The following is a 24,868-nucleotide window of genomic DNA, read 5'->3' as shown; positions in this document are numbered from 1 at the left end:
AAGTTAACGGAACAACGCGTCTCGGCTACGCTACGTGGGGCAGCGCGACACCGATCAGCACATCCTTGGTGATCAGTTTTTGCAGCGCCTCTTCATCCATGGCCTCGCTGCCCTGGGGCCTTACCGGCAATACCAGGTAGCGGGTTTCGGCGCTGGTGTCCCACACCTTGACGGTGACTTCATGGGGCAGCTCGGTGCCCAGTTCGCGCAGGACAGTGCGGCCTTCACGGACCAGTCGGGCACGGAATTCGAAGCCCTTGTACCACTCCGGCGGCAGGCCGAGGACGGGCCAATTGGTGCAGGAACACAGGCTGCAGACGATGACGTTTTTCAGTGTCGGGGTGTCTTCAAGGGCGACGATGTATTCGCCCTGTGGGCCGGTGTAGCCGAACTGCGCGCAGGCGGCGGTGCCGTCGCGTAGCAGCAGCTCGCGAAACACCGGGTCCACCCACGCCTTGGCCACCACCCGTGCGCCGTTCTCCGGGCTCCATTCGTGTGCCATCAGCTGTGTCATCTGTTCTATGTAACCGTCGGGAATCAGCTCCTTTTGCTTGAGCACCTGAAGTAACGCCTGTGCTCGCTCGCCTGGGGTCGAAGTGGTGTGGTCATGGGTTTTCATCGTTGGACTCCTCATCATTGAGCTTCGAAGCAGCGACTGATGGCTTTATTGTTTTTGCGCTTCACGGGGGCGAATCGATTACAGGGTTTTCCAGTCGACGGACGCCTCGAAGGCGGCGGCTGCCTGGTAGATCGTGCCTTCGGCGTAATGCTTGCCCACCAGCATCATCCCGACCGGCAGGCCGTCCACCCGGCCGCAGGGAATCGACATGGCCGGATGGCCGGTGATGTCCTGGGCTGAGGCATTGCCGATCATTTCCAGCGCGCGGGCCACGTATTCGGTGATCGAGCAATCGGCGTGCGGATGGGGCTGGGCAACGATCGGCACGGTCGGCAATACCAGCAGGTCATAGCGCGCCAGTGCCGCGTCATAACCGGCCCGCGCCATGCGCCGCAGGTTTTGCGACTTGGCATAGAAACGCCCGTTGTAGCGATCCAGGCCATATTGGCCGATGAACATGCACATCTTCAGGGACGCCGACAACGTATCGGCCTGCTCGCGCCATTGCGCCTGTTTGTCGAGCAACGCGACGTCATACAGACCTTGCCAGTTAAAGCCGGCCCCATTGCCGTGCATCATCTGCATGGTCAGGCCTTCACAGCCGATGGGCAGCCACAGCGAACCGGCGATGGCGTGTTCGGGCACCGACACCTCTTCGACCTCTGCGCCCAGCCGCGCAAGTTGGGCGATGGCGTTGCGTACCGAGGCGGCGACGCGCGGGTCCTGGTTCGCCAGTGCGAAGCCTTCCTGCAGAATGCCGATCCGCAGCCCTTGCACCCCGCGCTGCAGATAGTCGCTGTAGCTGTCGACCCGGGGCGCGGCCTGGCGTGGATCGAGCCCATCCGCGCCGGCCATGACCTCCAGCATCAACGCGTTGTCGCGCACCGTGGCGGTGATGGGGCCGGCATGGTCGATCGTCGCTTCGATGGCCATGATGCCGGTGTAAGGCACCAGGCCATGGGTCGGCTTCATCCCGTAGGTGCCGCAGAATGCCGACGGAATCCGGATGGACCCGCCCTGATCGCCGCCGACCGCCAGATCGGCTTCGCCCGTGGCAACCAGCGCCGCGCTGCCGGACGACGAGCCGCCCGACGAAAAGCCCTGGCGGTAGGGGTTATGCACCGGCGCGGGGTCGGAGGTATGACTGCCACCGGACACGCAATAATGCTCGCACGTCGCTTTGCCAATGATGGTTGCCCCCGCATCCAGTAAGCGGGTGACGACCGTGGCGTCGAACGACGGCACGAAGCCCTCCAGCGGCTTGGCACCATTCATCATGGGCACGCCGGCCAGCGAGATATTGTCCTTGAGGACGACCGTTTTGCCCGCCAGCTTGCCGGTGCGGGCACCGTTGACTTCGGTGCGTACATACCAGGCATTGAGCGGGTTGTGCGCCGCCGAGGGGCGATAGCCCGGCGTGCGCTCGTAGCGTATCGGCGGGATGCAGTCAGGCAGCGAATCGATCAGGTCGTAGGCGTCGAAACTCGGTTGCATCAGGGCCAGGTATTCGCTGGCCTGTGCGTGGTCGAGCTGCATGTGCAGGTTACCGGCGATATCCAGTAGCTGCTCCAGGGTGGGGCGAACGATTGCCATAGTGAGGCTTTCCTTATCGTAAAGGCCTGTGAGCACGGCGTGCTCGGCAAAAAAAATCAGTGGGCCTGGAAGCCAGGATAATCCCGGCCGACCCACTCGGGCTTGGCTGAAAAAGACAGCGGCTTGGTTGAAACGGACAGCTCTCTGTCTGTCTCAAAACACGCGCGCGTAACGCAGGTTCATCCGAAAGTTTTCCCTGGGGCCGTTCTCCACCGAAAGGTCCTTGCCCAACTGCAGTTGGATCTGGTCCTGGGCGGTAAAGAATTTGGTGGCCGTCACGCGAAAGTTGGTCGTGCCCATTTCGTTGTCCTGGTTGACGTGTTCGATATGGGTCTCGCCGGCCCAGGTACGCCCAAAGCCTAAGCCGAACGCGGTCGTGGCGTCAGGCATGTAGCGTCCCATCACCTGCGCCGCGTAGGACACGTCCTGCTTGAGGCGGTCGCCATTGGCACCGAAATCGGTGTTATCGCCATACCAGGTCGCGCCGCCTACCAGGTCCATCGCCCAGTGTTCAGTGAAGTGCTTGACGTAGGCGCTCTGCAATTCGAACTTCCAGCGGTTCTCACCGATGTTCAGCGCGTCGTCCTTGTCGTAAGTGCCGGTGGGCACATACACATAGGGCGCGATGCTGAGGGTGTCGCGGGCGTCGTTGAGCCGCCACTTGAGCGGCGCCGTCAGGATCAGGTCGCCGATGCCGCGCGTGCTGCCCAGCGCCGAGGCATCGCCGCCGGTGGATACGTGGCCGAACGGCAACAGGAATTGCGGGTCGATGGTGAGCGTGTCGCTCAACGCGTAAACATGCAGCAGACGCAGGATGCCAACGTCCGAGTTCAGGTTGAAGTCCGAGCTGGCCTTATGGCCGTTGGTATAGGCCGAGTTCGTGGTGGAGTGCTGGTAGTAAATCGCACCGATGGTCGCGCCGACGGGGTATTGCTCGTAATCGCCGGGGGCCACCTCGACGGCGTGCGCCTGCAGCGTGGGCAATACGGTGGTGAGTGTCAGCAGACGGATCTTGTTGTTCATCGCGTATTCCTTGCAAAGGGGGGCCGTGCCGCCTGAAAAAGGCGGCAAGCGAGCTGAAGTCCGGGTGGGCTGTAACGCCGCTGGGGCTTAGGCTGACGCCGCTTGCGCGTCGCGCAGCATGCCGGTACACGGGTGGCAGTTGATGTACTCGAACACCTGGCTTTTGGCGTCCGACACCGACACTTCGTGGTACAGGCGCAACTTTTTCAAACCGGCGGCCACGCGGAAAAACGTCACGAAAATGCGCAGGTGGGTGGGGTGGGATTCGGCCCAGCGTTCGAGTTTTTCGAGTGAGCGCCAATGGCCGATGTTGTAGCTGACGTCGAGGAAATTGCCGTCCATATCGATATTGCGCACGAACCGATTGCTGTAGCAGCCAAGGGGTTGGCCGTTGTCGCGCAGGAAGTCCATGCCGTCCTGCAGCGTCGGCAGGATTTCATCGAGGTACAGTGAACGTTCATCCGCCTCGGCATCCTCCCAGTCCTGGCCCGAACGAATCAGCGCAATGTTGTCATGGCCCAGCACCACGACGCGCCCGCCTTTGACAGGGTCGCCTGCGACGATGCGCAGTTCATCGGACGGCTTCATCCAGTCCGTTTGAGAGATCGGAAAACGATCGCGCATCGAGCCCCAATAACCATGCTCTTCGATTTCCCCACTGGTGGCGTCCATGACCGCGCCGACACCCGGAAGGTTTTCCTGGAAGGCATACAGGGTTTCGAACTGCTCGGCACGTGGTGCGGTGATCTCACGGAAGTAACCCAGGCCCTCACCGAGACGCTCCGGCGCCGCCCACCAGCCATTCACCTCGGCTGAACGCAGCCAGCGGCAGTGGGCGGCCGGGTCTTTCCAGTAACCCACGACAATCAGATTATCGAAGCCGCTGCTGTCGGTGTGGTGGGTCAAATCGTGGGTCTGCGGGCCATCGGGCAGGCTGAAGCTGTTCACGATATGCCGCATGGCCTGCAATGCAGCCTCGCGTTGCGCCTCGCCTCGATATTGCACACCCAGGTAAGCCATCACCACTTGTTGCAACTGCTCGTCAGCGCGTGCCACCCACATCGGAAACGGCGGCTGGTACTCCTCGGGCACGCGGCGAGACAGGGTGCGCGGACATTTGAGATGTTTGTCGATTGCAGATTCCATGTTGAGCTCCTGGTTATTATCGTTCAGGCATACGGTTCAGGCTTGGCGGTCCCGCGGTTGTCCGCGCTCGGTGACCTGCCGGCGATGCAGCAGCTGCATGACGCCCCATTCGATCCACCAGCAGGTCGACTCTTCCGGCACGAGGTCGCGCTGGTGCAGAAGCCAGGATGAGTCAGACAATCGTTGCGCAGAGTGTGGATGCATGGTGTGCCTCATCAGCGGGGGTATGAGCGGCTGTGAGGCAGAAATTAGGCTGGCTGGCGATAGGCCGCTTTGTTCGTCAGGACAACTGTTTGGCTGGCAGGGACAACACGGCATTGACGGCTCGCCACGAACGGTTTTGGTGCGCGCACGGCCAAAGCCTGAAGACCTTTGCGTCCAAATGGGGAGGGTTTGCTTTTCACCCACCCTGCCGCGTGGCGGTGACTTGCAGAGGAGTGACGCGCTTGACGCTCTGCGGGGCCAGGTGATTTCGCCTGGCCTGTTAATTGCTTGATTGCTTGCGTTCAAAAACCAATGACAACTTATCGAACGCTTACTGCACCGGTACCGAGGGACGTGCCATGAACTCAACCACTCAGTATTCGACCCTTGCCGTTTCGGCACCTCGTCGCTTCGATTATTGGAAAGAAGTGGTGTGCCGCCATTGCCTGGCGGCCGATAGCCAGCCCATGTCCCAGAGCAGTTTTGACGGTGCGCTCGCAGTCAATCCCATGGGCGCTCTGGATATCTGTTCGTTGTCCTCACCCCTGCATTATTGGGAGCGCTCCGCCGGGCATTTGCGCAGCGGTCCGGCTGAAGATATATGGCTGGGTTTCTCTCGAAACGGCTATGGCCAACTTGAGCAGGGCGGGCGCAAAACAACCCTGTCGCCTGGCAATTTGTTTCTTTATGACGCAAATCAGGCATTCCGATTCAGCTTTGGTGGTACCGAAAACCACCTGGTCCGAATCCCGCGAGCGCTGCTCACCGAGCGCCTGCCACGCATCGCCGACTACACGGCCATGGTCCTTGATGACCGGCGCCCCGGCGTCATCCCATTGCGTGAAATGCTGCGACAGGCGTCAAATACGTCGGCTTCGTTGCAGGATGCGAATATCTCCACCCGTTACTCAAGTGCCATGCTCGATCTGCTCGTTATCAGCCTTGAACTCCAGGACCTCAAGACGACTCACGAGGAACTGGATCTCTACGGCCGCATCATGCAGTACATCCAGCGGCACCTGACCGAGCCGGATCTTTCGATTGAAGTCATTGCCCAGGCCCACCACGTGTCGACCAGAACCGTCACCCGCGCCTTCGCTCGCTATCAGAAAACGCCGGTCGCAGAGATCTGGAAAGAACGCCTGAATGCCAGTCGCGAAGCGATTGAGCGCGGCCAGGTACGCAGCGTTTCCCAGGCAGCGCTGGACTTCGGCTTTTCCGATTTCTCGCACTTCAGTCATGCGTTTCGAAAGGCATTTGGGGTTGCGCCCAATACCCTGCTGCATCGAACGTAAGGCGGCGGTGTTAACCGACTCCACCCGTGCAGGCATCCATGATCGCTGCCCGGCGTTTCTCGCCTGCTGAAAAGCCCCCCGCGCTTTATTTGCGACCCGCCAGCAATTTGGATACGGTGCACGTCTGCCCACAAGGACGTCCCCATGATCAAACCTGCCCCCAAGACCCGCCGCGCGCCCAAAGGTGAAAAACGCCGCGAAGAGCTGCTCGACGCTGCCTTGCAGGTGTTTTCCCTGGAAGGCTACAGCGGTGCATCCGTGGCCCGGGTGGCGGCGATTGCCGGCATCTCAGTGGCCGGCCTGCTGCATCATTTTCCCAGCAAGATTTCATTATTGATGGGCGTACTGCAGCGCCGCGACGAGGTGAATCAACGGATTGCCGACGAGGTGCGGGCGGAGAAATCGCTGTCTGGATTGCTTGGCAGCCTGCGCGCGATCAACCGCTCCAATGCCAGTGCGCCGGGCGTGGTGCGGGCCTTCACGATTTTGAATGCGGAAAATCTGCTCGACACTCAACCCGCCTGGACCTGGTTCCAGGAGCGTTATGCGGGCATTCAGCAGCGACTGCACGGGCAGTTTGCCGATCTGGTAGCGATGGGGGAGGTGCGTGGGGATGTGGACCTTGCCGGGCTCACCGAAGAGATCCTGGCCATGATGGACGGCCTGCAGATCCAATGGCTGCGCTTTCCCGGGCAGGTGGACCTGGTGGCGCGGTTTGATACTTACATCGCGCGGGTCGATGCAGCCATCAGGTTCGTCCCTGAACCGTGATCTATCCCTGAATCAGCCGATCAATTGCCGGCTGCGCTGCCCTGGCTGCTGTCATCGGACATGTCGTAGCCATCACCTTCGCTGGTGTCGCTGTCGGTATTTTCGTTCTGCTTGAGCACGCCACCGGTCTTCACCTTTGGCGCTTCACGCAGCGTTGAATTGAGCGCCGAACGCGGCAACGGGTTGCTGCTGGTGGTCGACAGTTCCTGGCGGAACGAGTTGACCAGTTTGGCGTTCAGACGGATGTCCTGGGACGATCCACCCACCGACAGGTTGAAGCTGTCGGCGTCCACCACCCACTGCTTGCTGGCCTCGTCAAAGTAGGCCAGTGAGCGGTCGTTCAGCTCGATGGTCACGCGCTTGCTTTCGCCCGGCTTGAGGAACACTTTCTTGTAGCCCTTGAGCTCTTTGGGTGCGCGTTCAACCTTGGGATTGTTCTGCCCCACATACAGCTCGGCCACCTCGGCACCGGCGACCTTGCCGGTGTTGGCCAGGTCGAACGACACCTTGATCGGTGCGCCGGCCACCGCGACCCCAGGGGTCACGCTGATGTTGCTGTAGCCGAAGGTGGTGTACGACAGGCCGTAGCCGAACGGGTAGAGTGGCTTGATGCCTTTTTTCTCGTAACCGCGATAGCCGACGAACAGGTCATCCTTGTAGCTCATCTCGGCCAGGGTTTCCTGGTTGTCGAACTTGGGGAAGGTCGCGTAGATCGGGTTGTCTTCGATGTTGCGTTCAATACTGATCGGCAGCTTGGCCGATGGATTGACCTTGCCCAGCAGGATTTCCGCCAGGGCCTGGCCGCCGTTCTGGCCAGGGTAGAACGCATGCAGCGCGGCCGGCACCTGGTCGATCCAGTCGCTCATTTTCAGCCCGGTGCCGCCGTGCAGGGTCACCACGGTGTTCGGGTTGACCTTGGCGATGCTCTGGATCAACTGACCCTGGAACTCCGGCAGGTCGAAGCTGTGGTCGAAGCCTTCACCTTCGTATTCACTGCTGTTGCCGGCGGCTACCAGCACGGCGTCGTACTTGGCCAGGTCCTGCGGCGCAACCAGCGACGCCCAGCTCATCTGCACGCCCACCAGGCCGCCCATGGTCGAGAGGTAGCCGTTGCGGCGCGAGTACTCGAGCTTGATGTCCACCGGCTTGCCGGCTTCCAGGTTGACCTTGGCGAACACGGGGATGGTCGGCGGGATGCTGTTGTTCGGCAGCGGCTTGCCGTCGCCGTTGTCGAGCACCTTCTTGCCGTTGACGTAGAGGCGTACCGCACCGTCGGCGCGAATCTTGAACACCTGTTCGCCGCTGACGGTCGGGGTGATCTGGCCGCTGTAGCGGATCGACGTGGCCGCCGTATCGCCGTTCACCGGCAGGCTGTCGGTCGACCAGTCCAGGTCAACGTGCTGATCGGTGCGGCTGGCCGCCGGGTCGCCGGACCAGTTGGTGTTGCTGAAGAACTCGGTCTTCACGCCTTTGACGCTGTTGCCGTTGCCGTCCAGATGGGTCCAGTTCGAGGCGGTCGGGTCCAGGGACAGACCGTCGATGAACTCGACCTTGGCACCCGGTGCCAGTTGCTGCAGGCCGCTCAGTTCGCTGACGTAGTTGGCCGCCATCACGTTCGCGCTGCCGAAACCGGTCGGCGGTGCGTACTTGGCGAGGTTGCCCACCACGGCGATGGTCTTGACCTTTTTCGCGTCCAGCGGCAGCAGGTTGTTCTGGTTCTTCAGCAGCACGATACCTTCGCGCGCGGCGTTCAGCGCCACGCGGTTGCTGGTGGCGCTGTTCATGTTGTGGCTGGTCAACGGCGCCTTGCTGTCGAATTTGTACAGGTAGATCTGCTTGAGGATGCGGCGCACCTTGTCATCGATGGTTGCGCTGCTGAGCTCGCCACTGTCCAGGAACGGCTTGAGCACCGTGCTGTTCATCTGGTAGCCCATCATGTCCAGGTCGGTGCCGGCCTGTGCGGCAGGCAGGCCGTTGACCACGGCGTTGTAGTCGCTCTGGACGAAGCCCGGATAGCCCCATTCGGTTTTCAGGATGTCGTGGATCAGGTGCGAGTTTTCGCAGGCGAATTCGCCGTTCACCTTCTGGAACGCACACATCATCATCGCCACCTTGCTGTTCTTCGAGGCGGACTCGAAAGGCGGCAGGGTCATCTCGCGCAGCACGCGCTCGCTGATGGTTTCGTTGAGGTGGAAGCGGTTGCTTTCCTGGTCATTGGCCGCGTAGTGCTTGGCGTTGGCCCACACCCCGCGTGACTGGATACCATTGATCAGCGCCGGGCCGAGGCTGGCGCCGAGGAACGGGTCTTCACCGGACAGGTACTCGAACGCACGGCCGCTGTAGGGCATGCGGTACAGGTTCATGCCGGGGCCGGTGACGAACTGGTAACCACCGCTGGCGGTGTCGTAGCCCAGGGCGCGACCCACGTCGATGGCGCGGCGCGGGTTCCAGCTGGCTGCCAGGTTCGGGCCGGACGGGTACACCACGCCCTGGGCATTGCCCTCGCTGGTGTAACGCACGCCCACGCCGCCATCGGCGCCGTGAATCTGCGGGATGCCGTACTGGCTCAACGGCTTGACGTCCCAGCCACCGGTGCCGCCGATGTAGGCGAGTTTTTCTTCCATGGTCATTTTGGCCAGGGTTTTATCCGCGGCCTTTTCCGCGCGGCTCACGCGGCCTTCATCCAGCGCCGGGCTGGTCGCCGCGTGCACCTGGGATACCGCCAGTGCCAGCAGGGCAAAAGCCGACTGCGCACCGATCATCTTGCGTTTACTCATGGGTCTCTCCAGTCACTGTTTATTGAACATGGCGCTGCAGCAAGTGTGTTCCAGCGCACACGCTCGTCACTTTTTCACAGGCAATAGTTGGCCATTAACGCAATTTTTAGCCGATGGCTAATTGCAATTACTTGGCAAGTTTCACTGTTTTATTAGTGTAATAATTGTATGAGTTATTAGTATGAATGGTGTCTATGCGACATCACGATGTGGCATTTTGAATCGCAAAAACCCCGTAATTAAGACAATTCTTGCGCTTGTAAGTCAAACAAAAGCTAATCTTTGCGTAAAATTAGAAATATTCTCTTACGATGTTGAACTTTGACTAAACCTACAAGTCGATTGGTTTAAGAAAATGTCTGCCGGGGTGGCGAACTAATGGCTCTGTCCAGTAGTTCTAAAAGGCCATGCCCTAAACAGGCTGTCATATACACGGCTTTGGTGTAGGGTCTTGAGCGAGTTCAAGGCGCCACTCGAGCTAATCGCTGTTGTTGATCTGGAGAAAGTTGATGAAGATTTCCCTGTTGAGTGCTGGTGTTGTGCTGGGCGTTGCACTGAGTGGCGCGGCCATGGCTGCTGAGTCCACCGATGCCGACGCCAAGTCCGGCGCCACCGATTCCACCGTGCTGACCCAGGCCCACGACGCCAAGGCAGCCAAAAAACAGAAGGCCGAAACCACCAAGGGCGGCCGCCCGCAGAACAGTTCGGGCACGCCGAAAACGTCCAACTAAGCGCAACCCTTTGCAGGAGCGAGCTTCTGGCTCCTGCAAACTACTCCTCTCAGACAGTCGCCCATGCCCAGCCCGTCAACGCCCCTCAATGCCTGCCAGATGCACATTCCGGATACCGACCAGGTATGCGCGTGGCTGATGCAGCAGGCCGGGTTGAAAACCGTTGACCTGGAGCGCGCCCGGCGCCTGTCCCAGGAATCCGACGACACCGAATTGCTCGGCCTGCTCACCCGCCTCGGGCTGGTCTCGGAACTAGAGCTGGCCCGCGCCTGGGCCGACCTGCTCGGTGCACCGCTGGTGCTGGCCGATGCGGCGCCGCCGTTGCTCGACCCACTGCCGGCCCTGACCGAGCGTTTCATGCGCCATTACCAGGTGGTGCCCGTGGGCTGGAGCCAGGGTGGTGTGCGCGTGCTGGCCGCCAACCCCGCGCAGGCCTATCCGTTCCAGGCCATGGCCTATGCCTGCGGCGTACCGGTGTGGCTGGCGGTGGGCCCGCGCAATGAGGTCGAAACGCTGATCGAGCGGTACTACGGCCAGGGCCGCTCGGCCATGGGCACCCTGATCGAAAACCTCGATGAGCAGGGCGGCACGCTGGAAGACATCGAACACCTCAAGGACATGGCCTCCGAAGCGCCGGTGATTCGCCTGGTCAACCTGATCCTGCAGCGCGCGGTGGAACATCGCGCCTCCGACATCCATATCGAACCCTTCGAAAACCAGCTCAAGGTGCGCTACCGCATCGATGGCGTGCTGCACGAAGCCGAGGCGCCGCCGTCCAGCTCATCGGCGGCGGTGATCTCGCGGGTAAAGATCATGGCGCGGCTGGACATCGCCGAGCGGCGCCTGCCCCAGGATGGCCGCATCATGCTGCGCATCCAGGGCAAGGAACTCGACTTGCGGGTGTCCACCGTGCCCACCAGTTTTGGCGAATCGGTGGTGATGCGCCTGCTCGACCGCCAGACCGTGCAGTTCGATTTCCAGAGCCTGGGCTTCGACGGCCAGCGACTGGAAACCTTCCTTGAAGTGCTGGAGCGTCCCCACGGCATCCTGCTGGTCACCGGCCCCACCGGCTCGGGCAAGACCACCACGCTGTACACCGCGCTGTCACGGCTCAACACCGCCGAGCGCAAGATCATCACCGTAGAAGACCCGGTGGAATACCAGCTCGAAGGCATCAACCAGATCCAGGTCAAACCGGCCATCGGCCTCGACTTTGCCGGCGCGCTGCGCTCCATCGTGCGTCAGGACCCGGACGTGATCATGATCGGTGAAATCCGCGACCTCGAAACCTGCCGCATCGCCATCCAGTCTTCGCTGACCGGCCACCTGGTGCTTTCGACCCTGCACACCAACAGTGCGGCGGCGAGTATCACGCGCCTGTTGGACATGGGCGTCGAAAGCTACCTGATCGCCTCGACGGTCAACGGCATCCTCGCCCAGCGCCTGGTGCGCCGTCTCGACCCGGCGACGCGTGAAGCCTTCGAAGCGCCGCCGGAACTGATCGCCGAACACGGCCTGGACCGCTTTACCGAACAACGCCCGATCCTGCTTTACCGCCCCCGCGCCGACGCGCCGGGCGGCGGCTATCATGGGCGCAGCGCAATCACCGAATTGCTGGTGATGAACGACGAACTGCGCAGCCTGCTGATGCGCCAGGCCGACGCCGCCACCCTCGAGCAGGCCGCCCGCCGTGGTGGCTTGCGCACCTTGCATGAAGAGGGCTTGCGCCAGGCCGTGGCGGGGGTCACCTCGCTGGAAGAAGTGCTGCGCGTCACCCGTGGAGACGGCGCGTGAGCCTGTTCAAATACCGCGCCCTCGACAGCCAGGGCCAGCCGCAAAACGGCACCCTGGAAGCCAGGGACCAGGACGCCGCCGTCGCCGCGCTGCACAAGCGCGGCCTGCTGTTGTTGCACATCGATGTGGCCGGTGCCCAGGGCCTGCGCAAGGCCTTCGGCCGTGGCCAGTTGAACGGCGCGGCGCTGGTCAGTTTCACCCAGCAACTGGCAACCCTGCTCGGCGCCGGGCAACCCCTGGAACGTTCCCTGGGCATCCTGCTCAAACAGCCTGGCCAGCCGCAGACCCGCGCGCTGATCGAGCGCATTCGCGAACACGTCAAGGCCGGCCAGCCATTATCCAAAGCGCTGGAGGAGGAGGGCAGCCAGTTCTCGCCGCTGTACCTGAGCATGGTGCGCGCCGGCGAGGCCGGTGGCGCCCTGGAAAATACCCTGCGTCAGCTCAGTGATTACCTGGAGCGCAGCCAGCTGTTGAGAGGCGAAGTGATCAACGCGCTGATTTACCCCGCGTTTCTGGTGGTCGGCGTGCTCGGTTCGCTGGCCCTTCTGCTGGCGTACGTGGTGCCGCAATTCGTGCCGATCTTCAAAGACCTGGGCGTGCCGATCCCGTTGATCACCGAAGTGATCCTCGGCCTCGGGCAGTTTCTGGGGGCGTATGGGCTGGCCGTGCTGGCCGGCCTGATCGTCGCCTGCTGGACAATGGCTGCGCGCCTGCGCGACCCGCAGCGGCGTGAGCGTTACGACCGGCGCCTGCTCGGCATCCGTGTGATCGGCCCGCTGTTGCAACGCGTCGAGGCGGCCCGCTTGACGCGCACCCTCGGCACCTTGCTCAGCAATGGCGTGGCGCTGCTGCAAGCGCTGGTCATCGCGCGGCAGGTCTGCACCAACCGCGCGCTGCAGGCCCAGGTCGCCGACGCCGCCGATTCGGTCAAGGGCGGCGGCACCCTGGCCAGCGCCTTTGGCGCGCAGCCGCTGCTGCCCGACCTGGCCCTGCAAATGATTGAAGTCGGCGAACAGGCCGGCGAACTCGACAGCATGCTGCTCAAGGTCGCCGACGTGTTCGACGTGGAGGCCAAACGCGGCATCGACCGCCTGCTGGCCGCCCTGGTGCCGTCCCTGACCGTGGTCATGGCGGTGCTGGTGGCGGTGATCATGCTGGCGATCATGCTGCCGCTGATGAGCCTGACCAGCAATATATGAACCCTTGAGGAAGCAACCCATGCGTCACACCCGATTCAAGCCTGCCCGCCGCCAGGGCGGTTTCACCCTGCTGGAAATGCTCGCCGTGATCGTGCTGCTGGGCATCGTCGCCACCATCGTGGTGCGCCAGGTCGGCGGCAACGTCGACAAGGGCAAGTACGGCGCCGGCAAGGCGCAACTGGCCAGCCTGGGCATGAAGATCGAAAGCTACGGACTGGACGTCGGCTCGCCGCCCAAGTCCCTGCAGCAACTGGTCGAAAAGCCGGGCAACACCGCCGGTTGGGCCGGCCCGTACGCCAAGCAGTCGGACCTCAAGGACCCGTTCGGCCATGCCTTCGGCTATCGCTTCCCCGGCGAGCACGGCGCGTTCGACCTGATCTTCTACGGCCAGGACGGCCAGCCCGGCGGCGAAGGCTACAGCGCCGACCTGGGCAACTGGGAATAAACCTGCGCCCATGCCCAACCTCCAACGCGGCTTTACCTTGCTCGAAATGCTGGTGGTGATCGTGCTGATCAGCATCGCGGCCGGCCTGGTGGGGTTTGGCCTGCAACAAGGCCTGCGCGCGGCAAAAGAACGCCAGGTGGTCGGGCAGATGGTCGAAGCGCTGCGCAGCACGCGGGCGCGGGCGATTGTCAGCGGCACCGCGCAACACACCGTGTTCGACTTGCGCAGGCTGAGCTTTGCCGCGCCGGGCCGGCCAACAAAATATTGGCCGGCCGATCTGCAGGTCACCTTGCACACCGCCGAACAGGCGGGTTCCACCGTGGAGTTCTACCCGGATGGCAGTTCCACCGGCGGCAACCTGCTGTTGGCCAATGGCACTCGGCGCTGGCGCATCGACGTTGGCTGGCTGACCGGCAGCGTAGAATCCAGGGCCTTGCCATGAAGCGCCAGCGCGGTTTTACCCTGCTGGAAATGCTCGCCGCGCTGACGCTCATGGCCATCTGCAGCACGGTGTTGCTGGTCGCTTTCGGCCAGAGCGCGCGCTCGTTGCTGCAGGTCAATCGCAGTGATCGCCTGACCCTCGCGGCGCAGAGCCTGCTGGACCAGGAAACCATGGGCCCGTTGGCCAGCGAGGTGCGCCAGGGCGAGTTCGATGGCATCCATTGGCAACTGAACATCGCCCAGCAGCCGACCCGCATGGGCCAGCCTCACCTGTTTCGCCTCGACTTGACCGTCAGCGAGGGCGCGCGTCAGGCGCACTTCAGCACGTTGAAACTGCGTGCCGCCGGGGCCGGTTTGTGACGCGGCGGCAGCAGGGCTTCACCCTGCTTGAAATCATGATCGTGCTCAGCCTGCTCGGCGTGTTGCTGACCCTGGTCGGCGGTGCCTTGCTCGGCGCCAATCGCGCGGTGCTCAAGGCCCAGCGCTACACGGTCAGCCTGGATGAAATGCGCGCCGCCCAGCAGTTTTTGCGCACCGCCATCAGCGAGGCGCTGCCGCTGGACGTGACCGAGGACGACAGCCAGGCCGACGGTTTTTTCAGCGGCACCGCGCAGCGCATGCAGTTTGTCGCGACCTTGCCCGGTGTGCTGGGCGGCGGCATCCAACGCTTTACCCTGCAACTGAGCGGCCCCGAGGCCGCACGTGATTTGCAGGTGGCGTTCGCGCGGTTCGAGTCGGCGGCGCAGGTCAGCGTGCCGGCCTCGCGCGGCGAACCGCAGGTGCTGCTCAAAGGTGTCGAGGACTTGCAGTTCAGCTATCGCGGCGTGTCGCCCAAGGGCCAGGCCACCGGCTGGATCAACGAGTGGCCGTGGAGCAAGCGCCTGCCCTATGCGGTGCGCATCGACGCACGGGTAAACGGGCCGGTGCCGTGGGTCACCCAGGTGGTTGCGCTACGGCTGAACCTGTCGGGCGGGGCGCCGGAATGATCAAGCAGCAACGCGGTGTCGCGCTGTTATTGGTGCTGTGGGTGCTGGCCTTGCTCAGCCTGCTGCTGGGCGGGCTGGCCGGCTGGGTACAACTGCAGACCCGCCAGGCTGCCTGGCATCGCCAGCACACCCAGGCGCTGCTGGCCGCCGAGGCGGGTGTGGCATTGACCCTGCAGGCCCTGGCTGACCCGACGCAGCGCAAGCAATGGGTGGCCGATGGCCGTGAGGTCCCGCTGACGTTCGATGATGCGCAATTGCGCGTCAGCGTTCGCAGCGACCTCGGCAAGCTGTACCTCAACAGCGCCGACGTGGGCGATTTTGCGCGCCTGGCCCTGGCCTGCGGTGCCACCCAGGCCCAGGCCGACCAGTTGGCCAGAGCCCTGGAGGTGCGGCGCAACCAGGGCCATGCGCCGTTTCGCGTGGTGGAAGAACTGCGCCAGTTGCCGGGCATGAGTCGCGCGCTGTACAGCGAAATGGTGCCGGAGATCAGCCTGTGGAACGGGCTGGACCGGCCCGACCCGGCGTTCGCCAGCCCGTTGATGCGCCGTGCCCTGAACCTGCCGCGTCAAAGCGCGGTGGGCGCCAACGCCGGTGATGTGCTGGTGATCGACAGCCGCGCACAACGCCCCGGCGGTTATCACGCGCAGTTGCAAATCACGGTTTTATTGAGTCCCGCGCAAGGCAGCGCACAACCTTATCGAGTCCTACGTTGGCAAGAATGAATGAACATCTGGCCGCCCGCCTGCAGGGGCTGACCGAACCGGTCACACGCCGCTGGCACGGCAGCGTCCTGCAACAGGGCTGGCGGCTTTGGCTCAAGGAGCTGCGCGGCTGCGTGCCGGCATGGCTGCTGGTGCAGGATGCCGCCGAGCAGGTTTACCGCTGGCCGCTGACCGCGCCGGTGCAAACCCTCGCGGGCGACGCGCGCCAGGTACTGCTGCTGGGCCGCGACGCGGTGCTGCGCCAGACCCTGCAATTGCCGCTGGCCGCCGCGCGCAACCTGTCGACGGTGGTCGGCTATGAACTTGACCGCTTTACGCCGTTCGACGCCACGCAGGTGTACTTCGTCGCGCGCCAGGAGCGCCGCACAGCGACCCATGTTGAGGTGACGCTGGTGGCGATCCTGCGCGAGCGCCTGGACCGGATTCTCGAAGAGTGTGCCGCCCTCGGCCTGCGTCCCCATGCGGTGGACGTGGACGATGGCGCGGGGCAGTCGATGGGCATCGATCTGCTGCCGGCGCCGCTGCGTCCACGCCAGCGCCCTGCCGGCAAGGGTTTGCAGCGCAGCCTGCCGTGGCTGTGCGGCGCTCTGCTGATGGCGGCGATGCTGCTGTGGCTCAACGACCGCCAGCGTGTGCTCGACGCCATGCATCAGCGTGTGCGCGAGCAAAAAGCCGAGGTGGCGCAGGTGCAGGCGCTGCGTCAGCAATTGCTCAATACCCGTGGCGCCGCGCAGTACCTGATCCGCCGCAAAATGGCGCAACCGCCGCTGGCGGCGCTGCTCAATGAACTGACCGCGTGCCTGCCGTCCGACACCTGGATCGACCAGTTGGAAGTCAACGACGGCGCCGACGTTTCGTTCTCCGGGCAAAGCGCCAAGGCCAGTGCCTTGATCACCCGCATCAAGGCCTGTCGCAGCCTGGAAAATGCCCAGTTCGAAGGGGTGATCCAGCCCGATGCGCAAACCGGCAAGGATCAGTTTTCCTTGCGCGCCCACCTGCACCAGGAGGCTGCCGATGCGCCGTCCACTGACACCCCGTGAACGCCGTGGCGCGGCCTTGATTGCCCTCGCGCTGGTGCTCGGCGCCGCGTACTGGCTGTTGATCGACAGCTGGTTCGCCGGGCCGTTGCGCGCTATGGGCGAGCAGGCCGAACAACTGCGCGAGCAGCAGCAGCGTTACGCCGGCGTGTTGCGCCAGCGCGACAGCCTGCGCGAACAACTGGAGCAGGCGCGCCAGGACCCGGCGAGCAGCACCAGCCTGCTGCCGGGGGACGATCCCAGCGCCGTGGCGGCGGACCTGATGCAACGCCTCGCCGACCTGATCAACAGCCGCGCCAGCCTCGGCGGCGGCTGCAGCCTGACCCAGCGCATGCCCATCACCCCGGAGCAGGACGAGGCCGAGCCGTATCGCCAGGTCAAAGTCAGCCTGACCCTCGATTGCGCGATTGAACCGCTGACGGCGATCCTGCATGAACTGGAATATCAGCGCCCGTTTCTGTTCGTCGATGAAATGAGCATTCGCCGTGGCCCCAATGCCCCCGCCAGCGGCTCCGCTGGCAAACTGGTGGTGCACCTGCTGGTGCGCGGCTACTTGCAACCGGCCGCTGCCGTGCAGGTGCGCCGATGATCAATCCATTGCGTCCTCTGGAGTGGGGCCTGCTCGGCGTGGCCGGGCTGCTGGGTGTTTTGATGGTCGGCATTCTCAGCAACCTCGGCGATGCGCCGCAGTGGTTGCCGCCGCCCGCGCCGGATGCGCGGGCCAACGCCGCGGCCACGGTGCTGGTGGCGCCGAGCGCGACCCTCGACAGCCTGGCCGGCACCTGGCAGGCACCGCTGTTCAGCCCCGACCGCAGCCCCGACCGCGCCGTCGGCCAGGCCGAGACCTCCAGCCTGTCGAGCCTGACGCTGACCGGCATCGTGCTCGACGGCGACCTGCGCGTGGCGCTGCTCAAGCGTGCCGACGGCCCCGCGCTGAAAGTCCGCCAGGGCCAGACCCTGCCCAATGGCTGGGTGTTGGAACACCTCGACGCCCGTACTGCCCGTTTCGTGCTTGATGGCCGCACGCAAACCCTGAGCCTGCGGGCCCTGCGTTTGCCGCCGCCGTCCAGCACACCTCCGATTACCCTTCCTCACGAGTCATCCCCTTGATCGATACCTACCCCGGCGCCTTGCGCACCACCGTGTTTTGCCTGGCCACCGCCGTTGCCCTTGGCGGCTGCGGGTCATTCCCCAAGCACCCAGCGCCTGACGAGTCCCTGTTGCATGAGGCGCTGCAGGGCACCGGTTCGCAGCGCCCGGCCGTGGACCCGGCCAGTGAACAGGCGTCGCCCGGCAGCAGCCAGCCCCAGGCAAGCACGCCGCCGCAGCGCCAGTTGATTCGCGGCAACCAGCAGTTCGTGCGTCAGCCGGCCGCGAGCCGCGCCGGCAAGGAGGAAGCCGGCGGCGACATCGTGTTCAACTTCGCCGACCAGCCCATCGAGGCGGTCATCAACAGCGTGATGGGCGACCTGCTGCACGAGAGCTACAGCATTGCCCAGGGTGTGAAAGGCAACGTCAGCTTTTCCACCTCCAAACCGGTGAACAAGCAGCAGGCGCTGTCGATTCTCGAAACCCTGTTGTCGTGGACCGACAACGCCATGATCAAGCAGGGCAACCGCTATGTGATCCTGCCGGCCAACCAGGCGGTGGCGGGCAAGCTGGTGCCGCAGATGCGCGTGTCGCAACCGTCCAGCGGCCTGTCGGCGCGGCTGTTTCCGTTGCGCTACATCTCGGCCACCGAGATGCAGAAACTGCTCAAACCGTTCGCCCGGGAAAATGCATTTTTGCTGGTGGACCCGGCGCGCAACGTGCTCAGCCTGGCCGGCACCCCCGAGGAATTGGCCAACTACCAGGACACCATCGACACCTTCGATGTGGACTGGCTCAAGGGCATGTCGGTGGGCGTGTTCGGCCTGCAACGCGCGTCCGTGGCCGAGCTGATGCCCGAGCTGCAAAAGATGTTCGGCCCCGACAGCGGCATGCCCCTGGCGGGCATGGTGCGCTTTTTGCCCATCGAGCGGACCAATTCGGTGGTCGCGATCTCGTCCCAGCCGCAGTACCTCAGCGAGGTCGGCGACTGGATACACACCATCGACGAAGGCGGCGGCAACGAGCCGCAGATGTACGTCTACGACGTGCGCAACATGAAGGCCACTGACCTCGCCAAATACCTGCGGCAGATCTACGGCAGTGGCGCGATCAAGGACGATGCGCCGGCGAAAGTCGCCCCCGGTCTGCGCACCGCGACCTTGTCATCGCCCGGCACCAACAGCACCTCCGGCAGCATGCCCGGCGGCCTCAATGGCAACGGCAACGGCAATGGCATGGGCAATAGCCCGCTCGCCTCTGCCGAGCAAGAGGAGCAGGAACCCGACACTGAGGCTGACCAGGGCAGCGAGAGCGCCGAGCAGGGCGCCGGCGAAGCAGAAGGCGCACCGGCCAAAAGCCTCGACGCCGGCACGCGCATCACCGCGCAAAAAAGCAGTAACCAGTTGCTGGTGCGCACGCGCCCGGTGCAGTGGAAGGAGATCGAATCGGCGATCAAGCGCCTCGACAATCCGCCGCTGCAGGTGCAGATCGAAACGCGCATTCTGGAGGTCAAGCTCACCGGCGAACTGGACCTCGGCGTGCAATGGTACCTGGGTCGCCTGGCGGGCAATTCCACCAGCAACACGGTGGCCAATGCGGCCGGCAGCCAGGGCGCATTGGGCGCCGGCGGTGCCGGCCTGGGCGCCGATTCGTTGTTCTATTCGTTCGTCAGCACCAACCTGCAAGTGGCCCTGCACGCGCTGGAAACCAACGGCCGCACCCAAGTGCTGTCGGCGCCGTCGCTGGTGGTGATGAACAACCAGCCGGCGCAGATCCAGGTGGGCGACAACATTCCCATCAGCCAGACCACGGTCAACACCGGCGCCTCCGACACCACCTTGAGCAGTGTCGAATACGTACAGACCGGGGTGATCCTCGACGTGGTGCCGCGCATCAATCCGGGGGGCCTGGTGTACATGGACATTCAGCAGCAAGTCAGCGATGCCCAGGACCAGCCGTCCAACAACGACCCGCAAAACAACCCGCGTATTTCCACGCGTTCGGTGTCCACCCAGGTGGCCGTGCAAAGCGGGCAGACCGTGTTGCTCGGCGGCCTGATCAAGCAGGACAACGCCGAGAGCGTCAGCGCTGTGCCGTATCTGGGCAGGATCCCCGGATTGCGCTGGCTGTTCGGTAACACCAGTAAATCCAAGGACCGCACCGAGTTGATCGTGCTGATCACGCCGCGGGTCATCACCAGCAGCAGCCAGGCACGGCAGGTGACCGATGATTACCGCCAGCAGATGCAGTTGCTGCGGCCGGCAAAATGACCACGCTCGGGTTCAACCGCGCCGGAACAATTGCTCGACCTCGGGGTTGAGCTGATTGTTGGCGCCCAGGTACTCGATCAACTGCGCCGTCCTGCTGCCGCGCAGTCCGGCGGTGGTCAGCGTTTTGTCGTTGACGTAGGTGTAGAGGCCGGACACCGCGAAGGCCTTGAGCTGGGCGATGTGTCGGGCCTGACCTGCGAGGGTGCGCTGGAACGTCTCGCTGGCAAAGAACGCGCGGCGCGTCAGCGGGCTGGCGAAGGCGATTTCCATGATGGCCAGTTCTTCCCGCGCCGGACTGGCATGGTGCGCGACATTCGGCGCCGGCGGATGCATGCCGTCATTGTTGAAGCGCGACGTCAGGTGCAGCGTGAGTTTCAGCACGTCATCGGCGCTGCCGAGCACGTCGGCCAGCTCATGGCTGAGGTAGTCGTGCAGTTCGGCGAGGCTGCCGCGCGGGCTGCAATGCACATGGAGGCGGTCGACGCTGTCCGTGCCGTTGAAGGTGCTGTCATGCAAGCGATTGACGCGCTTTTGCGAGCCGTGCGGCAGGTCATAGGCGAGGGTTTCCTCGAACATGTTTTGTTCGTCGGAAAACAGCAGTGAGGCGGCCTCCTGGAACCGCTTCTGGTCATCAGCGTTGGCGAAGCCAATCTCGACCCCACCGTCCAGCTCGTAGTGTTCGATCTCGCTGATGCCGTCGGCCAGCGGCCACAGGTGCGCGTCCTGGTTACGGTCGAAGTGATGCTGAATGTACAAACCGAGCCCGGGCAAGCGCGCGCACAGCGGCCCGTGTGCGTCGCGCCAGTAGGTGGCGAAGATGTCGTGGGGGACGCGCTCGCGACGTTTCACGGTGGTGTAGCTGTTTAGCTGGATCATCACTGGCTTCCTTCAAGACTGTGTTCAAGAAGGTTGTGATCCAGCTGGCGTCCCCGTCGTTCAAGATTTCTCCTCAATCGACGGCTCCGGTGCCTCAGCCGGTTGCCGCTGGTGTTTCTTCAGCCGGTAGGCAAATTGCGCGCGGCTCAGCCCCACCAGCCTGGCGGCGGCGGCCAGGTTGCCGGCGTTGCGTTGCAGCGCTTCGTTGATCAGGCGGGCTTCCAGGCCGTCGATGGAAAACCCCTGGTCCAGTTGGCCTAGGGTGTCGAGCAGGGCAGGGCGCACCACCGCAGTGGCATTGGACAGGCTGCCTTGCCCGTCGAGGCTGTACGGGTCCGCCGGCATGGGTTCGTTGCGAAACAGGTGCACCAGGTCGATGGCCTGACCTTCGTCGCTGGCGATCAGGCCGCGCTCGATCAGGTTCTGCAGCTCGCGCACATTGCCGGCGAAGTCGTAGCGCAGCAGCACTTTGAGCGCGCGCATGGTCAGGCCGGCGGGCGTGCGCCCGTAGTCCTGGCAGAAGCGTGTGAGGAATGCGTTGATCAGCAGCGGAATGTCATCACGGCGTTCGCGCAGGGGCGGCAGCGCGATGGGGTAGACGTTGAGCCGGTAGAACAGGTCTTCGCGAAACGTGCCGTCGGCGACAGCCTTGCGCAGATCGATATTGGTGGCGGCCACCACCCGCACATCCACCTGGATGGCGCGCACGCCGCCGACCCGTTCGATTTCCCGCTCCTGCAGGGCGCGCAGCAGCTTGCTTTGCCCGGCCAGGCTGAGGCTGGTGATTTCATCCAGGAACAGCGTGCCGCCCTGGGCGCGCTCGAAGCGGCCGGGGCGCGCATGGGTGGCGCCGGTATAGGCACCGCGCTCGACGCCAAACAGTTCGGACTCGATCAGGTTGTCCGGGATGGCCGCGCAATTGAGCGCCACGAACGCGCCGTCACGGCGTGGGCTGAGCTGGTGCAACTGGCGGGCGAACATCTCCTTGCCCACCCCGGATTCGCCGCTGATCAGCACCGTCGCCGGGGTCGATGCGACGCGCGCCAGGGCTTGCGTGGCGGCGTTGAAGGTGGCGCTGGCGCCGATCAACGTGTCACGCGCGTTACTGCCGGGCAGGCTGTCGGGCGTGGACGCGAGCGGCGGGGTGCCGGGCATCTGCGACACATTCAGGTAGCGCAGGTCTTGCTCGACGTCACCCCATTGCGCGGCCGTCTTGCCCACCACGCGGCAACTGCCGTGGCCCATGCCGCGGCATTCGACTTCACGAAAAATCACCATCTGCCCGAACAGCCCGCTGACGAAGCCCATGGCGTAGCCGGTTTCGGTCCAGCACACCGGGTCCTGGCCGATGCCGTACGCATTCACATGCTCATCGGCCTCGCACGAGTGGTGCCAGAGAAATTCGCCTTCGTAGAAACCGGAGTCGGCGTCGAACTTGAAATGTACGGGCTCGACCTTGGTCATGCCTTCCAGCGTGTGCAGGTGGGTGCCGGCGCGAAACACGGCGGCAGCATCGGCCTGGGGCCAGCGCTCGCGGATCAGGCGCGCGTCCCGTGCACCGGAGGCAAAGCCGGTGCGGGTGAACAGCCCGCGCGCCTGTTCCAGCCCCAGGCGCTCGATGATCTCTGCGCGCAGCGCGCCGAATGACGAACCGTGCAGCAGCACCATGCGCTGGTCGTTGAGCCAGATGCGCCCGTCTTCGGGCGAAAAGAACAGGCAGTCGGCAAGCTCCGCCGGGGTGGGCGAGCTGCTGTCGCTGAGCTGGCGGCTGTCGCCGCGCGGGTGATAAGGCGTGGTGGTCGCCTGGACGTTGGGGTGTGCGCTGAAGGGATGAGTCATTGTTATGCCCTGATGCCGTTCAGTTAAGGAAAATGTGTGGGCTTATTGTGGCGAGCGGGCTTGCCCCGCGTTGGGGTGCGAAGCGCCCCCAATCGAGCAAAACGCGGTGTACCTGATACGGCTCAGCGCCTGGTTTTGGGGCTGCTGCGCAGCCCAACGCAGGACAAGCCTGCTCGCCACAGGGAATCTGCGCTTAACTGAACGGCGTTGTGGTTATGCCCCTGCAAAGCGTGTGATCGATATGAGTAACCGCCGAGATAGTTATTAAACATAACCTTATCAATTGAACAAGTGGCAGCGAGGCGGTTTTTGCTGACGTTCCTGTGCGTGTGCCTGAGCCGTGAACGGCAAGCCCCGACGCAGAGCCTTCGAGGCGTTATGTCAGCGCCTGGGCCTTTAAACGGCACAGCCTTTGCTCAAGGCTTGAGGCGGCGTTTGCCTCTGTGCAGACGATGACAATTACAAGAACCGGGAGTCACCATGTCAGTGTCTGAAACCATCCCCCTGTTACAGCGGGCCATCGAGTCCGAATGCCTGTTCGACGGCGACTGGAGCAAAGCGTCTGAAGCGGTGCTCCCGGTGATCGAGCCGGCCACCGGCGAAACCCTGATGCAATGCGCCATGGCCAGCCCGGCCGAGGTTGCCGTTGCCTGTCGCAGCGCGGCGTTGGCCCAGCCGGCCTGGGCCGCGCTGGGCCCACGGCAACGCGCCGAGGTGTTTCGCAAGGCGGCGGATGTGGCACAGCGCTCGTTCGACGAACTGGCGCTGTATGTCGCCCGCGAAACCGGCGGCGCGCTGTACAAGGGTGAGCACGAAGTGCGCGAGGCGATTGTGCTGTTGCATCAGGCGGCGGGCCTGTTGTCCCAACCCCACGGGCTGGTACTGCCCAGCGAGGCCGGGCGGTTGTCCTATGCGCGGCGCCAGCCCCATGGCGTGGTGGGGGTGATTTCACCGTTCAATTTCCCCCTGGTGCTGTCGATGCGCTCGGTGGCGCCGGCCCTGGCCGCCGGCAATGCGGTGGTGCTCAAGCCCGACCCGCAAACACCGGTCAGTGGCGGTTTTCTTATCGCGCGGCTGTTCGAAGAGGCGGGCCTGCCCAAAGGGTTGCTGCACGTGCTGCCAGGGGCGGCGCCGGCGGGTGAAGCGCTGTGCCGCGACGCCAATGTGCGCATGATCGCCTTCACCGGTTCCACGGCGGCGGGGCGCAAGGTCGCCGAGGTGGCCGGGCGGCACCTGAAAAAAGTCGCGCTGGAACTGGGCGGCAAGAACGCGCTGATCATTCTCGAAGACGCCGACCTGGACCTGGCCGCGAGCAACGCGGCCTGGGGCGCGTGGCTGCACCAGGGGCAGATCTGCATGGCGACAGGGTTGATTCTGGCCCATGAATCCATCGCCGCCAGCCTCACGCGCAAACTGGTGGAAAAGGCCCGCGCGCTGAGCGTGGGCAATGCCGCCCGGGGCGAGGCGGCGCTGGGGCCGTTGATCAATGAGCGGCAATTGCAGCGCGTGCACGCCATCGTCAGCGACAGCCTGCAGGCCGGTGCGCGGCTGGAGGCGGGGGGCGAGTACGACCGGTTGTTCTATCAGCCCACCGTGCTCAGTGGCGTGCGTCCCGGCATGCGCGCCTTCGAGGAGGAGGTCTTCGGGCCGGTGGCCACGGTGGTCAGTTTTGCCACGGACGAGCAGGCCATCGAATTGGCCAACCGCAGCGAGTACGGGCTCAGCGCCGCCATCATCTCACCGTCGGTTGGCCGCGCCATGGCCATTGGCGAGCGACTTGACTGTGGCCTGCTGCACATCAACGACCAGACCGTGGCCGACGAATGCATCAACCCGTTCGGCGGGCGCGGTGCCTCCGGCAATGGCGGCAACGTCGGCGGGCCGGCCGACTGGGACGAGTACACCCAGTGGCAGTGGGTCACGGTAAAAAACACGCCACCGACCTATCCCTTCTGAGTCCTGGCTCAGGGGTTTGAAACACGCACGCCTACACAAAAACAAGAGGGCTGAA

At 63.9% G+C, this 24,868-nt stretch carries 22 protein-coding genes; 15 read left to right on the top strand and 7 right to left on the bottom strand.

The features are described from left to right. Positions 1–25: 25 nt before the first annotated feature. The 4 genes from nthA to oxdA all read right to left on the bottom strand — a co-directional run bounded on the left by nthA (position 26) and on the right by oxdA (position 4,381). Positions 26–619, bottom strand: a complete 594-nt coding sequence (gene nthA / locus LUB09_RS18340) for a nitrile hydratase subunit alpha (RefSeq protein ID WP_231423292.1) — start codon at positions 617–619, stop codon at positions 26–28. 78 nt (positions 620–697) lie between these two features. Further along, positions 698–2,212: an amidase gene (locus LUB09_RS18335; RefSeq protein WP_231423291.1), complete on the bottom strand. Its 1,515-nt coding sequence runs from the start codon at positions 2,210–2,212 to the stop codon at positions 698–700. A gap of 153 nt (positions 2,213–2,365) precedes the next feature. Further along, entirely contained in the window at positions 2,366–3,235 is an 870-nt protein-coding gene (locus LUB09_RS18330) for a transporter (RefSeq protein WP_209980717.1), read from the bottom strand. 87 nt (positions 3,236–3,322) lie between these two features. Then, positions 3,323–4,381, bottom strand: coding sequence for an aliphatic aldoxime dehydratase (gene oxdA, locus LUB09_RS18325; protein ID WP_209980719.1), 1,059 nt, complete (start codon positions 4,379–4,381; stop codon positions 3,323–3,325). Between the two features lie 563 nt (positions 4,382–4,944). On the opposite strand from oxdA, the gene LUB09_RS18320 reads away from it, so the two are divergent. Both LUB09_RS18320 and LUB09_RS18315 read left to right on the top strand, forming a co-directional pair. Then, entirely contained in the window at positions 4,945–5,880 is a 936-nt protein-coding gene (locus LUB09_RS18320; protein WP_209980721.1) for a helix-turn-helix domain-containing protein, read from the top strand. Between the two features lie 144 nt (positions 5,881–6,024). After that, positions 6,025–6,651: a TetR/AcrR family transcriptional regulator gene (locus LUB09_RS18315; RefSeq protein ID WP_209980723.1), complete on the top strand. Its 627-nt coding sequence runs from the start codon at positions 6,025–6,027 to the stop codon at positions 6,649–6,651. A gap of 20 nt (positions 6,652–6,671) precedes the next feature. Here the strand turns inward: LUB09_RS18315 and LUB09_RS18310 are convergent, their stop codons facing one another. Continuing rightward, positions 6,672–9,428: a beta-glucosidase gene (locus LUB09_RS18310; RefSeq protein ID WP_209980725.1), complete on the bottom strand. Its 2,757-nt coding sequence runs from the start codon at positions 9,426–9,428 to the stop codon at positions 6,672–6,674. Between the two features lie 509 nt (positions 9,429–9,937). On the opposite strand from LUB09_RS18310, the gene LUB09_RS18305 reads away from it, so the two are divergent. The 12 genes from LUB09_RS18305 to gspD all read left to right on the top strand — a co-directional run bounded on the left by LUB09_RS18305 (position 9,938) and on the right by gspD (position 20,142). After that, entirely contained in the window at positions 9,938–10,159 is a 222-nt protein-coding gene (locus LUB09_RS18305; RefSeq protein WP_057008267.1) for a hypothetical protein, read from the top strand. A 63-nt stretch (positions 10,160–10,222) separates the two neighbouring features. After that, positions 10,223–11,953 (top strand): type II secretion system ATPase GspE, encoded by a 1,731-nt coding sequence (gene gspE, locus LUB09_RS18300; RefSeq protein WP_209980727.1) that lies wholly within the window; start codon positions 10,223–10,225, stop codon positions 11,951–11,953. Further along, the gene (gene gspF, locus LUB09_RS18295; protein WP_231423288.1) at positions 11,950–13,152 is read left to right on the top strand and encodes a type II secretion system inner membrane protein GspF; all 1,203 of its coding nucleotides are present in this window, start codon (positions 11,950–11,952) and stop codon (positions 13,150–13,152) included. The genes gspE and gspF overlap by 4 nt, the downstream gene beginning before the upstream one ends. A 19-nt stretch (positions 13,153–13,171) precedes the next feature. Beyond that, entirely contained in the window at positions 13,172–13,597 is a 426-nt protein-coding gene (gene gspG / locus LUB09_RS18290) for a type II secretion system major pseudopilin GspG (protein WP_003231965.1), read from the top strand. A 10-nt stretch (positions 13,598–13,607) separates the two neighbouring features. Beyond that, positions 13,608–14,039 carry a type II secretion system protein gene (locus tag LUB09_RS18285; protein ID WP_057008264.1) on the top strand — a complete coding sequence of 144 codons (432 nt, stop codon included), beginning with the start codon at positions 13,608–13,610 and terminating at the stop codon, positions 14,037–14,039. Further along, complete coding sequence (locus LUB09_RS18280) at positions 14,036–14,398, top strand: type II secretion system protein (RefSeq protein WP_231423286.1); 363 nt, start codon at positions 14,036–14,038, stop codon at positions 14,396–14,398. The genes LUB09_RS18285 and LUB09_RS18280 overlap by 4 nt, the downstream gene beginning before the upstream one ends. Further along, entirely contained in the window at positions 14,395–15,024 is a 630-nt protein-coding gene (locus tag LUB09_RS18275; protein WP_209980731.1) for a prepilin-type N-terminal cleavage/methylation domain-containing protein, read from the top strand. Before LUB09_RS18280 ends, LUB09_RS18275 begins: the two co-directional genes overlap by 4 nt. Continuing rightward, positions 15,021–15,746, top strand: coding sequence for a general secretion pathway protein GspK (locus LUB09_RS18270; RefSeq protein WP_231423284.1), 726 nt, complete (start codon positions 15,021–15,023; stop codon positions 15,744–15,746). The genes LUB09_RS18275 and LUB09_RS18270 overlap by 4 nt, the downstream gene beginning before the upstream one ends. Continuing rightward, complete coding sequence (locus LUB09_RS18265; protein ID WP_209980735.1) at positions 15,743–16,786, top strand: PilN domain-containing protein; 1,044 nt, start codon at positions 15,743–15,745, stop codon at positions 16,784–16,786. Before LUB09_RS18270 ends, LUB09_RS18265 begins: the two co-directional genes overlap by 4 nt. Beyond that, a complete protein-coding gene (gene gspM, locus LUB09_RS18260) occupies positions 16,761–17,372 on the top strand; it encodes a type II secretion system protein GspM (RefSeq protein ID WP_231423283.1) in 612 nt (203 codons plus the stop codon). The genes LUB09_RS18265 and gspM overlap by 26 nt, the downstream gene beginning before the upstream one ends. Continuing rightward, complete coding sequence (locus tag LUB09_RS18255; protein ID WP_209980740.1) at positions 17,369–17,893, top strand: general secretion pathway protein GspN; 525 nt, start codon at positions 17,369–17,371, stop codon at positions 17,891–17,893. The genes gspM and LUB09_RS18255 overlap by 4 nt, the downstream gene beginning before the upstream one ends. Then, positions 17,890–20,142 (top strand): type II secretion system secretin GspD, encoded by a 2,253-nt coding sequence (gene gspD, locus LUB09_RS18250; protein ID WP_231423282.1) that lies wholly within the window; start codon positions 17,890–17,892, stop codon positions 20,140–20,142. Before LUB09_RS18255 ends, gspD begins: the two co-directional genes overlap by 4 nt. Positions 20,143–20,154: 12 nt before the next feature. On the opposite strand, the gene LUB09_RS18245 is transcribed toward gspD, so the two are convergent. After that, entirely contained in the window at positions 20,155–21,018 is an 864-nt protein-coding gene (locus LUB09_RS18245) for an EthD domain-containing protein (protein ID WP_209980744.1), read from the bottom strand. A 60-nt stretch (positions 21,019–21,078) separates the two neighbouring features. Then, on the bottom strand, positions 21,079–22,857 hold the full coding sequence (locus tag LUB09_RS18240) for a sigma-54-dependent Fis family transcriptional regulator (RefSeq protein ID WP_231423281.1): 1,779 nt from the start codon (positions 22,855–22,857) through the stop codon (positions 21,079–21,081). A gap of 480 nt (positions 22,858–23,337) precedes the next feature. Here LUB09_RS18240 and LUB09_RS18235 point away from each other — a divergent pair, with 480 nt between their 5' ends. Beyond that, a complete protein-coding gene (locus LUB09_RS18235) occupies positions 23,338–24,813 on the top strand; it encodes a benzaldehyde dehydrogenase (RefSeq protein ID WP_231423280.1) in 1,476 nt (491 codons plus the stop codon). Positions 24,814–24,868 lie beyond the last annotated feature (55 nt).

The organism is Pseudomonas sp. Leaf59 (assembly GCF_920984685.1).
GTDB lineage: Bacteria > Pseudomonadota > Gammaproteobacteria > Pseudomonadales > Pseudomonadaceae > Aquipseudomonas.
The sequence above is the reverse complement of the archived record's forward strand: the minus strand, read 5'-3'. Positions and strand labels throughout refer to the sequence as shown.

Bases quoted from the DNA above. Each gene is read 5' to 3' on its own strand.
- nthA (WP_231423292.1), bottom strand. From the start codon at position 619: ATGAAAACCCATGACCACACCACTTCGACCCCAGGCGAGCGAGCACAG.
- LUB09_RS18335 (WP_231423291.1), bottom strand. From the start codon at position 2,212: ATGGCAATCGTTCGCCCCACCCTGGAGCAGCTACTGGATATCGCCGGT.
- LUB09_RS18330 (WP_209980717.1), bottom strand. From the start codon at position 3,235: ATGAACAACAAGATCCGTCTGCTGACACTCACCACCGTATTGCCCACG.
- oxdA (WP_209980719.1), bottom strand. From the start codon at position 4,381: ATGGAATCTGCAATCGACAAACATCTCAAATGTCCGCGCACCCTGTCT.
- LUB09_RS18320 (WP_209980721.1), top strand. From the start codon at position 4,945: ATGAACTCAACCACTCAGTATTCGACCCTTGCCGTTTCGGCACCTCGT.
- LUB09_RS18315 (WP_209980723.1), top strand. From the start codon at position 6,025: ATGATCAAACCTGCCCCCAAGACCCGCCGCGCGCCCAAAGGTGAAAAA.
- LUB09_RS18310 (WP_209980725.1), bottom strand. From the start codon at position 9,428: ATGAGTAAACGCAAGATGATCGGTGCGCAGTCGGCTTTTGCCCTGCTG.
- LUB09_RS18305 (WP_057008267.1), top strand. From the start codon at position 9,938: ATGAAGATTTCCCTGTTGAGTGCTGGTGTTGTGCTGGGCGTTGCACTG.
- gspE (WP_209980727.1), top strand. From the start codon at position 10,223: ATGCCCAGCCCGTCAACGCCCCTCAATGCCTGCCAGATGCACATTCCG.
- gspG (WP_003231965.1), top strand. From the start codon at position 13,172: ATGCGTCACACCCGATTCAAGCCTGCCCGCCGCCAGGGCGGTTTCACC.
- LUB09_RS18285 (WP_057008264.1), top strand. From the start codon at position 13,608: ATGCCCAACCTCCAACGCGGCTTTACCTTGCTCGAAATGCTGGTGGTG.
- LUB09_RS18280 (WP_231423286.1), top strand. From the start codon at position 14,036: ATGAAGCGCCAGCGCGGTTTTACCCTGCTGGAAATGCTCGCCGCGCTG.
- LUB09_RS18270 (WP_231423284.1), top strand. From the start codon at position 15,021: ATGATCAAGCAGCAACGCGGTGTCGCGCTGTTATTGGTGCTGTGGGTG.
- LUB09_RS18265 (WP_209980735.1), top strand. From the start codon at position 15,743: ATGAATGAACATCTGGCCGCCCGCCTGCAGGGGCTGACCGAACCGGTC.
- gspM (WP_231423283.1), top strand. From the start codon at position 16,761: ATGCGCCGTCCACTGACACCCCGTGAACGCCGTGGCGCGGCCTTGATT.
- LUB09_RS18255 (WP_209980740.1), top strand. From the start codon at position 17,369: ATGATCAATCCATTGCGTCCTCTGGAGTGGGGCCTGCTCGGCGTGGCC.
- LUB09_RS18245 (WP_209980744.1), bottom strand. From the start codon at position 21,018: ATGATCCAGCTAAACAGCTACACCACCGTGAAACGTCGCGAGCGCGTC.
- LUB09_RS18240 (WP_231423281.1), bottom strand. From the start codon at position 22,857: ATGACTCATCCCTTCAGCGCACACCCCAACGTCCAGGCGACCACCACG.
- LUB09_RS18235 (WP_231423280.1), top strand. From the start codon at position 23,338: ATGTCAGTGTCTGAAACCATCCCCCTGTTACAGCGGGCCATCGAGTCC.